This is a genomic window from Azospirillum sp. Marseille-Q6669 (assembly GCF_965111635.1).
The window spans coordinates 35,701-48,056 of the sequence record NZ_CBCOOP010000005.1 but is presented as its reverse complement, the minus strand read 5'-3'; the positions used below and the strand labels follow the sequence as shown (position 1 = coordinate 48,056).

The following is a 12,356-nucleotide window of genomic DNA, read 5'->3' as shown; positions in this document are numbered from 1 at the left end:
GCGTCGCCTATAAACATGCGGCGCGCGGGTGTAGCTCAATGGTAGAGCAGAAGCTTCCCAAGCTTACGACGAGGGTTCGATTCCCTTCACCCGCTCCAACATCTCCTTGAAAATCAGAAGTCTGCTGAAGCCCTGACATTGAGGGCGCGCAGGCGCTTGGGGGGCCGCGGACACTGGTCCGGCGGCCTGATCCCCGTTGTGAAACCGGTGTTTACCGGTGCTTGCCGTTGTTGGAGGTTAGGGCGCCCACCGCCGCGCCAGCCGCGCCACCGATCACACCGCCCATTACGGCGCTGCCCCCCGTCAGGGCGCCGACCGCGGCGCCGCCCGCGGCGCCGATGGCGCCGCCCGACAGCGTGCGCTGTTCGCGGTGGCTGAGGTTCGAGCAGCCCGTCAGAACAAGGCCGCCAACCACGATCACTGCCAGTTTCTTCACCATGATCCTACCCGTTTTCTTCCCTGCATTCTTGGGTGCCGCCAGCCTTGGAAGCCAGCGGCCAAGCCTGCGCTTGCGTCGCATGCTTACGGAATGAACACGCTTTTGCGTGTGACTATTCCGGGGCAGAAAGCCATCCTTTCCATCCCTAAGAGAGAGGGTTCTGGCCCCTACCTTCCCTCAAAATAGGGAATCGGGAGCACTCTGCAAAGCCGGGAAGGCAGTGCTTGGCCAACGATCGATAACCATAGAAATAATCTTGTTATTACTTTTTTACCATTCTCCCACGTCGAAAGGCTGCACGGATTCGGGGGCATTTCCTCTTTACTTCATTCAGGGCGCGTGGAACGTTCAGTGTCCTAATGACCTGCGCGACATCGAGGAGGCAGGCTCATCGGAAACGTCCCAGGATACCCACCATGCTGCATCTTTCCAGACCGCAGGCGCTTGCCACTCTCCCGGCGAGCGGCCCGAGTGACCGCCGTGAACGGCACCCGTTGCAGCCGGTCAGCGCCCATCCTTGCGCGCCGGCTTACGAGCGCTCGGATGCGGCAATCCATCCAGCGGTTCCGGCTGCTGCCCAACCCACGTCTCCGGTTCATCCAGGCTTCAGCGGGGAGCCGCTGGCCCGTGTCATTCGCTTGGCGACCACCGGCGTGTGGGTGGTGAAGCGCCATGGCCGGATGCTTGAAATCGATGGGCGGCTGCACTGGAACTGCCCGCGCACGCTCGCGTCGGACGCCGAGCGCGCCGGTGTCGCCCTGTCCGATCTGGTCGTGAACACCGGCCATCAGCTTCGGGTCGGTGATTAAAAAAGAAAGGAGCGGCACCCGCCGGTGCCGCTCCTTCGTGTTTTCCGGTCCGGACGGGAGCGCCGGTCAGCGCTCCATCGTCACGGCCTTGATGGTCTCGACGCGGATCTCCTCGGTCAGCCGTTCCTTGTAGGCGGCGAACTCCGGGGTGGTCTTGACCTTGTAGGACCGGGGGTGCGGCAGCTCGATGGGGATGTCGCACTTGATGCGGCCGGGGCGGGCCGACATCACCACGACGCGGCTGGCCATGAAGATGGCCTCGTCGATGTCGTGGGTGACGAACATCACCGTCTTGCGGTCGGCCTCCCAGATGCCCAGCAGCAGCTCCTGCATCAGCTCGCGCGTTTGGTGGTCCAGCGCGCCGAAGGGCTCGTCGAGCAACAGCATCTTCGGGTCGTTGGCCAGCGCGCGGGCCAGCGCCGTGCGCTGCTGCATGCCGCCGGAGAGCTGGGCGGGGTGGTGGTTCTCGAAGCCCTTCAACCCGACCTGGGCCAGGAAGCGGTCGGCGATCGCCAACTGCTCCGCCCGCGGCAGGCCGCGCTCGCGCAGGCCGAAGCAGACATTGTCGCGCACGGTCAGCCAGGGGAACAGTGTGTAGGACTGGAAGACCATGCCGCGGTCGGGGCCGGGGCCGGACACCGCCTTGCCCTCCAGCAGCACCTCGCCGGCGCTCGGTGTCTCCAGCCCGGCGACGATGCGCAGCAGCGTGGACTTGCCGCAGCCCGACGGCCCCAGGATGGTGATGAAGTCGTTGTCGGCGACCTCCAGGCTCGTCGGCACCAGCGCGCGGGTCGGCGCCGTGCTGTTGCGGCCGGGGAAGGTCTTCTCGACGTTGCGGATGGACAGCTTGCTCATGGCCGGCGCTTATCGTCCTTTGGCCCACGGGAAGAGACGGGCGTTGAGCGCCCGGAACAGCAGGTCGGTGATCAGGCCGATCACGCCGATGATGAAGATGCCGAAGATCATCTGCCCGGTGTCAAGGAAGCGCTGGGCATCGATGATCATGTGGCCGATGCCGCGCGACGCGCCCACCAGCTCCGCCACGATCACGTAGGTCCAGGCCCAGCCGAGCACGAGGCGCAGCGCCTCGAAGATCTGCGGCGAGGCGGCGGGCAGCAGGACGCGCAGCACCACGCCGTCGCGCTTGGCGCCCAGCGTGTAGGCGGCCTCCACCAGATCGCTGCGGATGCCCGACACGATGACCGTCACCATGATGATGAGCTGGAAGACGGAGCCGATGAAGATGACCAGGATCTTCTGCAGCTCGCCCACGCCCGCCCACAGGATCAGCAGCGGGATGAAGGCCGAGGCCGGCAGATAGCGGGCGAAGGACACGAAGGCTTCGAAGAAGGCCTCCACCGGCTTGAAGGCCCCCATCAGGATGCCCAGCGGCACCGCCAGGGCGGCGGCCATGACGAAGCCGGCGAAGACGCGCCAGACCGTGACGGCGATGTCCTCGGCGAAGCCGAACTCCCGGAACAGCGCGATGCCCGCCGTCAGCGTGTCGCCGGGCGAGGCCAGGAACAGCGGCTTCACGAAGCCGCCGTAGGTGGCGATGCCCCAGCCCAGGAAGAACAGCACGAAGCAGGCGATGCCCAGCACCGTGCGCAGCGCCGGAGCGACCGGCTTCAGCGGAGTGAAGAGGGGGGACATGGGATTGGTGGACCGTTGTCGGTGTATTGGAGGCGCTTGCCCCCACCCCGGCCCCCGCGGCAGGCAGACCTTCGGTCCGCCGGGAGCGGGGGGAGGGGTTTAGGTGGGGGCAACGGCAGCAGAAACGTACCGTCTTACTTCACGAAGGACGTGTCAGTCATGCTGTCCAGGCTCGGCGGGGCCTTGCGGATCAGCTTGGCCTCCAGCATCACGTCCTGGACCTCCTTGATGAAGGTCGGCATGGTCTTGGTCAGATACTCGACGTTGCCGGCCTTGTCGTACCAGAGCACGGTCTTGGCGGAGCTGGCGAACTGTTCCGGCGTCTGGTTGACGTCGCGGGCCATGATCTCGAAGGCCTTCTTCTCGTCCTTCTTGATCTCGTCCAGCGCCTCGAACCAGCTGTCGACGAAGGCCTTCACGACCTTCGGGTTCTTCTGGATGTAGTCGGGCTGGAAGGCCAGCGTGTCGATGATGACGCCCGGCGTCTGGTCCGACGTGACGATGATCTTGCCGTTGGCCTCGCGGACCTTGGACAGGTACGGCTCGTAGGTCACGGCGGCGTCGAACTGGCCGGCGACGAAGGCGTTGGCGGCGTCGGACGGCTGGAGGTTGACGGTCTGCACCTCGCCGATCGACAGGCCGTTCTTCTTCAGCACATAGGCCAGCCAGAACTGCGGCACGCCGCCATACTGCACGGCCACCTGCTTGCCCTTCAGGTCGGCGAGGCTGTTGACCGCGTCGCGCACGACGATGCCGTCGCCGCCGTGCGAGCTGTCGAGCACCAGCACCTGGGTCACGTCCACGCCAGAGGAGGCGTAGAGCAGGTGCGTGTCCACCGTGGTGGTGATCGCCTGCACCTCGCCCGCCGCCATCGCTTGGTGGCGGTTGGAGGTCGGCATCTTCTTGATCTCGACCTCAATGCCGTTCTTCTTAAAGATGCCGGTTTCCTTGGCCAGCGTGATCGGCGCAAAGCCGGTCCAGCCGCTCATCGCCACGGTCACCTTGGTCTGCGCCGAGGCCGAAACCGCGCACAGCCCGGCGACGGCCGCCGCCAGGGCTCCGGCCATCCACGACGTCTTCCTCATGATCCCCCGCTCCCGGTTCTGAAGGTGTCTTTTGATCGCGCCGGGCGGCGGCCCGCCGCCCACGCATCCGTGTGCCGCATTGTGCACGCCCGCAGGGCGGGTGGGAAGGGACGGGCGGCCGCGGCCGCGCAAGCCTGACCTTCGTCGGAAGGGCCGGAGGGAAGCTCTTGCAACCAAAGGCTTATTGGGATGCTTGCGTGCCCAATCCATATACCAACTGAACAAACCGCGACGGGTGTATGCCGTTCTTTTGGGCACCACAGAGGGGAGGCCGGACAGGATGCGCTCCATGGACCCGATGAACCCGCCGATGAACGCGATGGACCGCCAGCGGACGCTGGACTATTTCGAACGACTCGGCCGGGACAAGGTACGGCTGTACAGCGCCATCGACTGCGACCGTTACCTGGGCGGCTGGCAGGTGCGCGAATTGGCCGACCAGTGGCTGGCGGAGAAGGCCGAGGAGGAGCGCCCGGTGCCGTTGTGGCGGCGGATTGTCCGGCGGCGCTGACGCCGCCGCACTGTCTTCCTCTGTTTACGCCGCCCCGGCGCTGGCCATCATCTTGCGCAGGTCGTTGGGGAAGACCGGCTTGTGCAGGATGCTGAAGCCGTTGCGGCGGGCCTCGTCCAGCCGTTCCGGGGCGGTGTCGCCGGTCAGGATGATGCCCGGCACGTCCTTGCCGACCAGACCCTGCACCGCGGCCAGCGCTTCCGGACCGGTCCGCCCCTGCTGGAGTTGATAGTCGGCCAGAACGATCTGCGGGCGGCGTCCGTCGGCGCGCAGCCGCTCCAGCGCCTGATCGCCCGACCGCGCGGTCAACACGCTGTAGCCCCAGCCCTCCAGCATCGCCTTCAGGCCGAGCAGGATGATCGCCTCGTCGTCGATGACCAGCACCATGCCCTTGGTCGCGCAGTCGTTGGCAGCCTGCCGGAAGAGGTCCATCGCGGGCGGCGGGACGGCGGCGCGGGGCCTCTCCACGACGACGCGCGGCATCTCCACCGAGAAGACGGAGCCGATCCCCTCCTTCGAGCGCACGCGGACGCGATGGTCGAGCAGCTTCGACAGGCGCTTGACGATGGCGAGGCCGAGGCCCAGCCCGCGGTCGCCGCTGCCCTGGATCTGGGTGAACTCCTCGAAGATGTCCTCCAGCCGGTCGGCGGGGATGCCGACGCCGCTGTCCCAAACCTCGACGCGCAGACGGTCGGGGCCGCTGCGGCGGCAGCCGATCAGGATGCGGCCCTGGCGGGTGTAGCGCAGCGCGTTCTCGATCAGGTTGCGCAGGATGCGCTCCAGATGCGACGGGTCGGTGCGCACCCAGGCCCGCGTCGGGACGGCGCGCAGCTCCAGCCCCTTCTGGGCGGCGCGCGGCGCGTATTCGGCGACCAGACGGCCCAGCACCTGGCCCAGGCGGACCTCCGCCGGGTTGGCGGCGATCTTGCCGGATTCCAGCCGCGACATGTCGAGCAGGCCGTCCAGCAGGCCCTTCAGCGTGTCCAGCGCCTGACGCATGTTGTCGAGCAGCGGCAGGCTGGGGTGGCCCTGCAGGCGGTCGCCCAGCGCGGCGGCGAAGAGGTAGAGCGACTGCACGGGCTGGCGCAGGTCGTGGCTGGCGACGGCCAGGAACTTCGACTTGCCGGCGGCGGCGTGCTCCGCCTCCTCCCGCGCGCGGCGCAGGTCGGCCTCGGCCTGCTTGCGGCCGGTCACGTCCACGGCGGCGCAGGTGATTCCGGCCAGCGCGCCGTCCGGACCGCGCAGCGGGTCGATGGTCATGTCGTAGAAATGGTCCTGCCCGGCGTGGCGGATGCGGACCTCCTCGCGCACGCCCTCGCCGGTCTCCAGCGCGCGGCGCTTGATGGCGGTCAGGGCTTCGGCGTCGACGGCGTCCTCGAACACCTCGAAATCCGTCTTCCCGACGACGCGCTCCGCCGTGTAGCCAAGGGCGGGGTTGTGCATCCAGGTGTAGCGCAGGGCGCAATCCTGGTTGAACACCACGACGCCGGAGTTGCGCAGCGCCGTGCGGAAGCGCTCGTTGGCGACGCGCAGCGCCTCCTCGGTGGACTTGCGCTCGGTGATGTCGATGCCCGAGACGATCAGGTGGGTGATCCGCCCGTCGGCTCCCCGCATCGGGGTGACCCGCATCTCCATGATCGCCGCGCGGTCTCCGGCGATGCGCACCGGCGCGTCGAAGCGCGCGGAGTCGCCATCGGCCGCGCGCTCCACCGCCGTGCGCAGGCGGTCGCCCGCGGCGCCGGCGAAGGCGCGCCGGCAGGCCTCGTGGAAGGGGTGACCGACGATCTGCTCGACCGGCAGGCCGGCGGCCTGGACGGCGGTCTGGTTGACCTGAAGCACGTCGCCCGCCGGGCTCAGCACGCCGATGAAGGTGGGCAGGGCGTCCAGGACGGCGCGCAGATGCTCCTCCGAGCCGCGCAGCGCGCGCTCGCGGGCCTCCAGCGTCTCGGCCATGGCGTCGAAGGCGCGGCCGAGCTGGCCGATCTCCGACTTGCGGTCCACCAGACCGGCCCGCGCGCTGGAATTGCCCGCGCTCCACCCCTGGGTGGCGCGGATCAGCGCCTCGACCGGGCGGCGGATGAACAGGGTGCCGCCGATCCAGGCGGCCAGGATGGCGACCACCAGACCGGTCAGCGTCATCAGCAGGCCCTGGCGGGTGGCGCGGTCGATGGTGCCGGCCACGGCGGTGTGGTCGAGTCCGACGCTGATGAACAGGTCACGCGTGCCCTGGCGGGACGGCGAATAGGCGAGAACCCGCGCCACCCCGTCCATTCCCGGCAGGGTGATGACGCCGCCGCGCGGTTCGCCCAGCAGGTTCATATAGGGCTGCGGCACGCGCTCGCCGCGCTGGGCGATGCCGTTGGGCAGCTTGACCAGGATGGTGCCGTTGCGGTCGGTGACCAGCAGGCTGGCGTTCTCGGGCAGGGGGCGCGCCGCGAAGTTGGTGGCCAGCCAGGGCAGGTCGAGGCCGAGCGTCACCACCCCGGCGACCATGCCGGCCTCGTCGCGGAAGGGAACGGCGAAGGGCAGCATGGCGGTGCCGGGCTCCGCCGCCGGGCCGGGAGTCGTCCATTCGCCGACGACGAAGCGGCCTTCCTTCAACGCGCGTCGGACGTAGGGAAGGTCGACGGCAGCGGGGGCGTTGCTGGGGATGGCGCTGCACAGAACGGCGCCGTCGCGGTCCAGGACGGTCAGGTTGCGGTATTCGGGGGCGCGTTGGGCCAACCGGATCAGATGGGCTTGGCACTGGGCATAGTCGCCGGACCGCAGAGCGGCCGATTCCGCGATGGAGGTGACCATCAGCCGCGCGCCGTCGACGATCCGCGCCTGCTCTCCCTCGACCAGATGCAACAGCCGTTGGGCCTGGGCCGCGACTTCCTCGGCGCGTTCCGCACGGAACTGGAACACGCTGTAGGCCTGGATGCCCAGGGCCGGCAGGACGGCCAGAAGCACCAGGAGGAAAAGGCGGGCCAGCAAGGTCATCGTGTCACAGGCTCCCATCGGGCGGGAAAGCAGTCGGAACCAAAAGTCCGCTATCGTTTCGCCTGTGTTCCGAATAACCTTTGCATGGTTAAATCGCAGTTAATGAGCGGGATTTATTTTCTTTCAGGCTGGCAACTTACAGGGTTTCCGTAGGCAATAAAGAGGTAGTTTGGATGGGGGCGTTGAAGATTTACTTCTGAAGTTCTCCTAAAATTTTTAGAATTCTGTTATCGAAGGGGGTAATCACCAATCCTTTCGATGGGGGAACCGACGCAGGTCGGCACCGGGTGCCTCCGGGACAAGGCACCCGGTGCGTCGTGGCGGGTCAGGCCAGCGTATCCACGCCCTGCGAACCGCGCGGCGCCAGGGATGAAAAAGCCTTCTGCGCCTCTGACAGATCACCCGACTGAAGCGCGCCGCTCATGCTTTGCAGGGCCGTCTTGAACAGGTCGGCCACCGACGACGAGGCGGAGGATGAGGAGGAGGAGGACGCGTCGTCGTCCGACGTCTCCTGCAGGAAGGAAAGCAGCGACGAGACGGACTCCTGCGCGCCCGACAGGTCGCCGGATTGCAGAGCCTGCGACAGACTGCCCATGGCGTCCTTCATCGCGTCCGGCGGCCCATCCGCGCCGCCCGGCGGCGGGCCGGAAGGCGGGCCGCCAGCACCGCCGGGGCCGCCCTGTCCCTTGGCACCCTTCGGACCGTTCGCCTCGAAGGCCTGCTGGACCTGCGAGACGTCTCCGGTCTGCAGCGCGTCGCCCACGGTGGTCAGCATCTTGTTGAGGGGGGAGTTGGCGTCGGACGCCGAACCGCTCTGGCTTTGCAGTTTGGACAGCGAATCATAGGCGCTCTGGATCGAATCGAGGTCACCGGATTTCACGGCGTCCTTCAACTGATGCATGCCGTCGCGGATGTCCTTGCCCGGTCCGGCGGCCCGCTGCTGGGCGATGTCGGACATGGCCGATGACGTCACGCTTGAGATGGACATGGCGTTCTCCTTCGTCCTGTGCCGGACTCCGCCGTGCGGACGGAGTTTGGTCTGGACGGGGCGGGTTGCGGATGCCGGATTGGACGCGCGTCCGCCGCGACTCCTGCGCGGCGTCCAGAAAATATTTATCTGCAACTCTTTGGCGAAGCGTTACCTTGGGTGGATGTGCGTGTCTGCCACAACCCACGGTGAATGCGGAAAGCACGCCGCCGCTGAACCGGATCACCCGCTTCCAGAGGAGCAGGGGCGTGCTACAGTGCACACCCCGCCGCTCCGGAAGACCCGCTTGCCCTTGAAGTCCCATCATCGTCCGCTGGTTCTTCTGGTGCTGGCCGCGCTGCTGCCGCTGGTTGTCCTGTCCGCGGTTCTCGGCGGCGCCTGGCTGCGCGGGCAGCAGAGCGCGATGGAAGCCAACGCCGTCGCCCTTGTGGACCGCCTGTCGGCCCTTGTGGACCGCGAGTTGTCCGCGCAGACGGACGCGCTGAAGGCGGTGGCGGCGTCGCCCCTGCTGGACAGTTTGGCCACGGGCCATGAGGTCGATGCCGTGACCTTCTTCGAATACGCCGAGCGGGTGCAGAGCGCGCTTCCCCTGTGGTCGACCATCGTCCTCAGCGATGTCGAGGGCAACCGGCTGGTCGACGCTCCCTTCCTGGTGGGCGGTGTCCGGGGCAGGGTGCTGGAGATGGACAGCCATCGGCGCGTGGTGGAGACGGGCAAGCCGGCGGTCGGCACGATTCTGCGCGGCCCGCGCGGCGGCTACGCCTTCCCCATCCGCGTTCCGGTGACGCGCAACGGCGCGCCGGTCGCCGTCCTCTCGGCGGTGGTGATGCCGGAGGCATTCCAGAGCCTTCTGTTCGGCAACCGCCTGCCGACGGGCTGGATCGCTGCGGTCATAGACGCCGAAGGGCGTCTGGTGGCACGGGCCGGCGGCGACGCGGACATGATCGGGCGCCACGCCAGCGAAAACGCGCTCCGCGCCCGCCGCGCCGCCGGCAGCGGCGTCTATGAGGGAATGAGCCTGGAGGGCGTGTCGACGGTGGTCGCCTTCCGCACGCTGCCCGACTACGGGTGGTCGGTTCACTTCGCCATCCCGCAGGACGCCTATCGGGCACCGGTCTCCAACGCGCTGTGGCTGGCCGGGGCGGGGGCGTTGGCCAGCCTGTTGATGGCCGGCGCCTTCCTGTTGCTCCTCGCCCGCGAGTTGCGGCTGCGCCGCCGCCAGGAGGCGGCGCGGGAGGAAAGCCTGCGGCTGGAGGCCCTGGGCCGCATGACCGGCGGCGTCGCCCACGACATCGCCAATCTGCTGACCGTGGTGATGAGCGGCATCGCCGCCATCCGCAGCCGTCCCGACGATCCGGAGCGCATCGCCCGCGTGCTGCCCGAGATCGAGGGTGCCGTGGCGCGCGGGCAGGCGCTGATGCGGCAGATGGCCGCCTTCGGCCGGCGCAGCGTCTATGAGCCGGTGCCCTTCCGCCTTCAGGGCCGCAAGGCGTCTTTGGAGGCCCTGCTGGCGCGCTCCGCCGGCAGCGCGGTGGACACCGTCCTGATCGTTCCGGACGACCTCTGGCCGATCATCGCCGATCCGGACGCCATGGAGGTGGCGCTGCTCAATCTGGCGGTGAACGCGCGCGACGCCATGCCGGAGGGTGGCGCGCTGACCGTCATGGCGGAAAACCGCGCCCTGCCGGGGCGGCGGAGCGACGACACCGGCCTGACCGGCGATTTCGTGGCGCTGGCCGTCCGCGACACCGGAACCGGCATCCCGCCGGAGCATCTGCGCCGCATCTTCGAACCCTTCTTCACCACCAAGCCAGATGGCAAGGGGACCGGGCTGGGGCTCAGCCAGGTCTTCGGCTTCGCCCGGCAGTCGGGCGGGACGGTCACGGTGACCAGCACGGTCGGGGCCGGCACCACCGTCACGCTCTATCTGCCGCGGGCGGCGACGGACGACGGTGCCGGCCGACCCGGGCCGCAGCCGGAATAGTGATGAGGGCGGCGGGGAACCGCCATGCCGCGCGCCGTGTTGAACGGGCGCCATGGACACCGCATTCCGCACGCCCCCCCATTCCACCACGACGGACGGCGCCCCGCGCACGGTCGGCGTGGAGGTCGAATTCGCCAACCTTGACGCCCCGTCCGCGGCGGCGGTGGTGCGTGGCCTTTACGGCGGCGCGCTGGAGCCGGAGAGTCCACACCGCTGCCGGGTGACCGGCACGCGGCTGGGCGATTTCGCGGTGGAGCTGGACATGCGCTCCGCGCATCCGGGCAAGCCGGAGGCCGGCAATGCGGAAGACGGCGACGCCGGTCCGCTGGGAAAAGCGGTGGGCAAGGCGGTGGATGGCGTGGTGGAGGCGCTGCGGCCCTGGTGGGGCAACATCGGCAGCCTCGTCATGCCCTTCGAGATCGCCGCCCCGCCCATTCCCATCGCCCGGCTGGCCGAACTGGAACCCCTGTTCATCGCCCTGAGCGCCCAGGGGGCCGCCGGCACGGACGCCAGCCCGCTGTTCGCCTTCGGCCTGCACCTGAACCCGCAGGTGGCGCGCACCGACGGCGCGTATGTGCTGGACCATCTGAAGGCCTTCCTGCTGCTGGCCCCCTGGCTGCGCCGCGAGATCCGCGTGGACCCGACCCGGCGCCTGACCGGGTTCATCGCCGCCTTCCCGACGGACTACGCGGTGAAGGTGGTCGATCCCGCCTACCGTCCCGACCTCGACGGGCTGATCGGCGACTATCTGGAGGCCAATCCAACCCGCAACCGCGAGTTGGACCTGTTTCCGCTGTTCGCCCATCTCGCCCCGGAGACGATGGCGGCCAAGCTGAACGACCCGCATGTGCGGCCCCGCCCGACCTTCCATTACCGTCTGCCGAACGCCCGGCTGGGCGACCCGGACTGGAGTCTGGCCCAGGACTGGAACCGCTGGGTCGCGGTGGAGGACTTGGCGGCTGACCGCGACCGGCTCGACGCGCTGGGGGCTGACTTCCGCGCCTTCGCCGCGCGCAAGGCGCTGGACGGCTGGGCCGCCGAGGCGGGCCGGCGGCTTGCCGTCTGACGGGGGCGACATGGCCGCCTTCATCGCAAGGGGACGCCCCCTGATCGGAGTCACCGCGTCGGTGCACGGCAGCCGCATCGCCTGGTGGGCGAACCGTCTGGCGCTGCGCCGCGCCGGGGCGCGGGCGGTGCGCATCACGGCGCGCGACCCCTTTCCCATCGAGCGGCTGGACGGCCTGGTGGTCGGCGGCGGCGACGACATCGATGCCGCCCTCTACGGCGAGACCGCCCTCCCGAAGATGCGCATCGACCCGGAGCGCGACCGGTTGGAGCTGTGCGCGCTGGACGGCGCGGCGGCGCGGCGGCTTCCCGTGCTGGGCATCTGCCGGGGCTCGCAGATGATCAACGTGCACCGCGGCGGCTCGCTGCTCACCGACATCCATGAAGTGTACGAGGAGGCGCCGCGCCTGCGCACCGTCCTGCCGCGCAAGCGCATCCGCATCGACCCGCGCAGCCATCTCTACCGCATCCTGGGCATCGCCGAATGCCGGGTCAACGCGCTGCACCATCAGGCGGTGGACCGGCTGGGCGACGGCCTGCGCGTGGTGGCGCGCGAGACGGTGGGGATCGTCCAGGGGATCGAGGCGATCCACCACCCCTTCCTGATCGGGGTGCAGTGGCATCCCGAATATCTGGTCGCCGACCAACGCCAGCAGGCGCTGTTCCGCACCCTGGCCGCCACCGCCGCCGGTGCGGCCAGCCTGGAGGACGCCGCGGCCTTGTGATCGCTCCTTCTGTGCAACCGCTCCCTAACTGTTCGTTGTGCCACCATTTCCCTCGCGCGCGGAAGCGGTTATCCTAACGATCGGGCCTAACGATCGGGCCGCCGCAACGGCGGAG

The 12,356-nt window shown here is 68.7% G+C and carries 11 protein-coding genes and 1 tRNA gene; 6 read left to right on the top strand and 6 right to left on the bottom strand.

The genetic code is table 11. The features are described 5' to 3' along the window. Nucleotides 1-24: 24 nt before the first annotated feature. Nucleotides 25-98 (top strand) — tRNA-Gly (locus tag ACWPXE_RS25500). Between the two features lie 113 nt (nucleotides 99-211). On the opposite strand, the gene ACWPXE_RS25495 is transcribed toward ACWPXE_RS25500, so the two are convergent. Then, nucleotides 212-439, bottom strand: a complete 228-nt coding sequence (locus ACWPXE_RS25495; RefSeq protein WP_014238634.1) for a YMGG-like glycine zipper-containing protein — start codon at nucleotides 437-439, stop codon at nucleotides 212-214. A 416-nt stretch (nucleotides 440-855) separates the two neighbouring features. On the opposite strand from ACWPXE_RS25495, the gene ACWPXE_RS25490 reads away from it, so the two are divergent. Continuing rightward, a complete protein-coding gene (locus ACWPXE_RS25490; RefSeq protein ID WP_454020097.1) occupies nucleotides 856-1,248 on the top strand; it encodes a hypothetical protein in 393 nt (130 codons plus the stop codon). A gap of 66 nt (nucleotides 1,249-1,314) precedes the next feature. Here the strand turns inward: ACWPXE_RS25490 and ACWPXE_RS25485 are convergent, their stop codons facing one another. The 3 genes from ACWPXE_RS25485 to ACWPXE_RS25475 form a co-directional block, all read right to left on the bottom strand. Next, nucleotides 1,315-2,103 carry an ABC transporter ATP-binding protein gene (locus tag ACWPXE_RS25485; RefSeq protein WP_376995206.1) on the bottom strand — a complete coding sequence of 263 codons (789 nt, stop codon included), beginning with the start codon at nucleotides 2,101-2,103 and terminating at the stop codon, nucleotides 1,315-1,317. Nucleotides 2,104-2,112: 9 nt separating this feature from the next. Beyond that, the gene (locus ACWPXE_RS25480) at nucleotides 2,113-2,901 is read right to left on the bottom strand and encodes an ABC transporter permease (protein ID WP_038529855.1); all 789 of its coding nucleotides are present in this window, start codon (nucleotides 2,899-2,901) and stop codon (nucleotides 2,113-2,115) included. 134 nt (nucleotides 2,902-3,035) lie between these two features. Then, entirely contained in the window at nucleotides 3,036-3,986 is a 951-nt protein-coding gene (locus ACWPXE_RS25475; RefSeq protein WP_038529852.1) for an ABC transporter substrate-binding protein, read from the bottom strand. A 289-nt stretch (nucleotides 3,987-4,275) separates the two neighbouring features. On the opposite strand from ACWPXE_RS25475, the gene ACWPXE_RS25470 reads away from it, so the two are divergent. Beyond that, nucleotides 4,276-4,497, top strand: a complete 222-nt coding sequence (locus ACWPXE_RS25470) for a hypothetical protein (RefSeq protein WP_237904767.1) — start codon at nucleotides 4,276-4,278, stop codon at nucleotides 4,495-4,497. 24 nt (nucleotides 4,498-4,521) lie between these two features. Here the strand turns inward: ACWPXE_RS25470 and ACWPXE_RS25465 are convergent, their stop codons facing one another. Together ACWPXE_RS25465 and ACWPXE_RS25460 are read right to left on the bottom strand one after the other, a co-directional pair. Further along, nucleotides 4,522-7,479: a PAS domain-containing protein gene (locus ACWPXE_RS25465; protein ID WP_454020096.1), complete on the bottom strand. Its 2,958-nt coding sequence runs from the start codon at nucleotides 7,477-7,479 to the stop codon at nucleotides 4,522-4,524. Nucleotides 7,480-7,804: 325 nt separating this feature from the next. After that, nucleotides 7,805-8,467, bottom strand: coding sequence for a hypothetical protein (locus tag ACWPXE_RS25460; protein ID WP_454020095.1), 663 nt, complete (start codon nucleotides 8,465-8,467; stop codon nucleotides 7,805-7,807). Between the two features lie 286 nt (nucleotides 8,468-8,753). Here ACWPXE_RS25460 and ACWPXE_RS25455 point away from each other — a divergent pair, with 286 nt between their 5' ends. The 3 genes from ACWPXE_RS25455 to ACWPXE_RS25445 are packed head-to-tail and all read left to right on the top strand — an operon-like array spanning nucleotide 8,754 to nucleotide 12,241. Next, nucleotides 8,754-10,451, top strand: coding sequence for an ATP-binding protein (locus ACWPXE_RS25455; protein WP_454020094.1), 1,698 nt, complete (start codon nucleotides 8,754-8,756; stop codon nucleotides 10,449-10,451). A gap of 52 nt (nucleotides 10,452-10,503) precedes the next feature. Continuing rightward, nucleotides 10,504-11,517: an amidoligase family protein gene (locus ACWPXE_RS25450; protein WP_454020093.1), complete on the top strand. Its 1,014-nt coding sequence runs from the start codon at nucleotides 10,504-10,506 to the stop codon at nucleotides 11,515-11,517. A gap of 10 nt (nucleotides 11,518-11,527) precedes the next feature. Further along, entirely contained in the window at nucleotides 11,528-12,241 is a 714-nt protein-coding gene (locus ACWPXE_RS25445) for a gamma-glutamyl-gamma-aminobutyrate hydrolase family protein (protein ID WP_237904772.1), read from the top strand. The last annotated feature ends 115 nt before the right edge of the window (nucleotides 12,242-12,356 follow it).

Bases quoted from the DNA above. Each gene is read 5' to 3' on its own strand.
- ACWPXE_RS25485 (WP_376995206.1), bottom strand. From the start codon at position 2,103: ATGAGCAAGCTGTCCATCCGCAACGTCGAGAAGACCTTCCCCGGCCGC.
- ACWPXE_RS25450 (WP_454020093.1), top strand. From the start codon at position 10,504: ATGGACACCGCATTCCGCACGCCCCCCCATTCCACCACGACGGACGGC.
- ACWPXE_RS25465 (WP_454020096.1), bottom strand. From the start codon at position 7,479: ATGACCTTGCTGGCCCGCCTTTTCCTCCTGGTGCTTCTGGCCGTCCTG.
- ACWPXE_RS25480 (WP_038529855.1), bottom strand. From the start codon at position 2,901: ATGTCCCCCCTCTTCACTCCGCTGAAGCCGGTCGCTCCGGCGCTGCGC.
- ACWPXE_RS25460 (WP_454020095.1), bottom strand. From the start codon at position 8,467: ATGTCCATCTCAAGCGTGACGTCATCGGCCATGTCCGACATCGCCCAG.
- ACWPXE_RS25445 (WP_237904772.1), top strand. From the start codon at position 11,528: ATGGCCGCCTTCATCGCAAGGGGACGCCCCCTGATCGGAGTCACCGCG.
- ACWPXE_RS25495 (WP_014238634.1), bottom strand. From the start codon at position 439: ATGGTGAAGAAACTGGCAGTGATCGTGGTTGGCGGCCTTGTTCTGACG.
- ACWPXE_RS25490 (WP_454020097.1), top strand. From the start codon at position 856: ATGCTGCATCTTTCCAGACCGCAGGCGCTTGCCACTCTCCCGGCGAGC.
- ACWPXE_RS25470 (WP_237904767.1), top strand. From the start codon at position 4,276: ATGGACCCGATGAACCCGCCGATGAACGCGATGGACCGCCAGCGGACG.
- ACWPXE_RS25475 (WP_038529852.1), bottom strand. From the start codon at position 3,986: ATGAGGAAGACGTCGTGGATGGCCGGAGCCCTGGCGGCGGCCGTCGCC.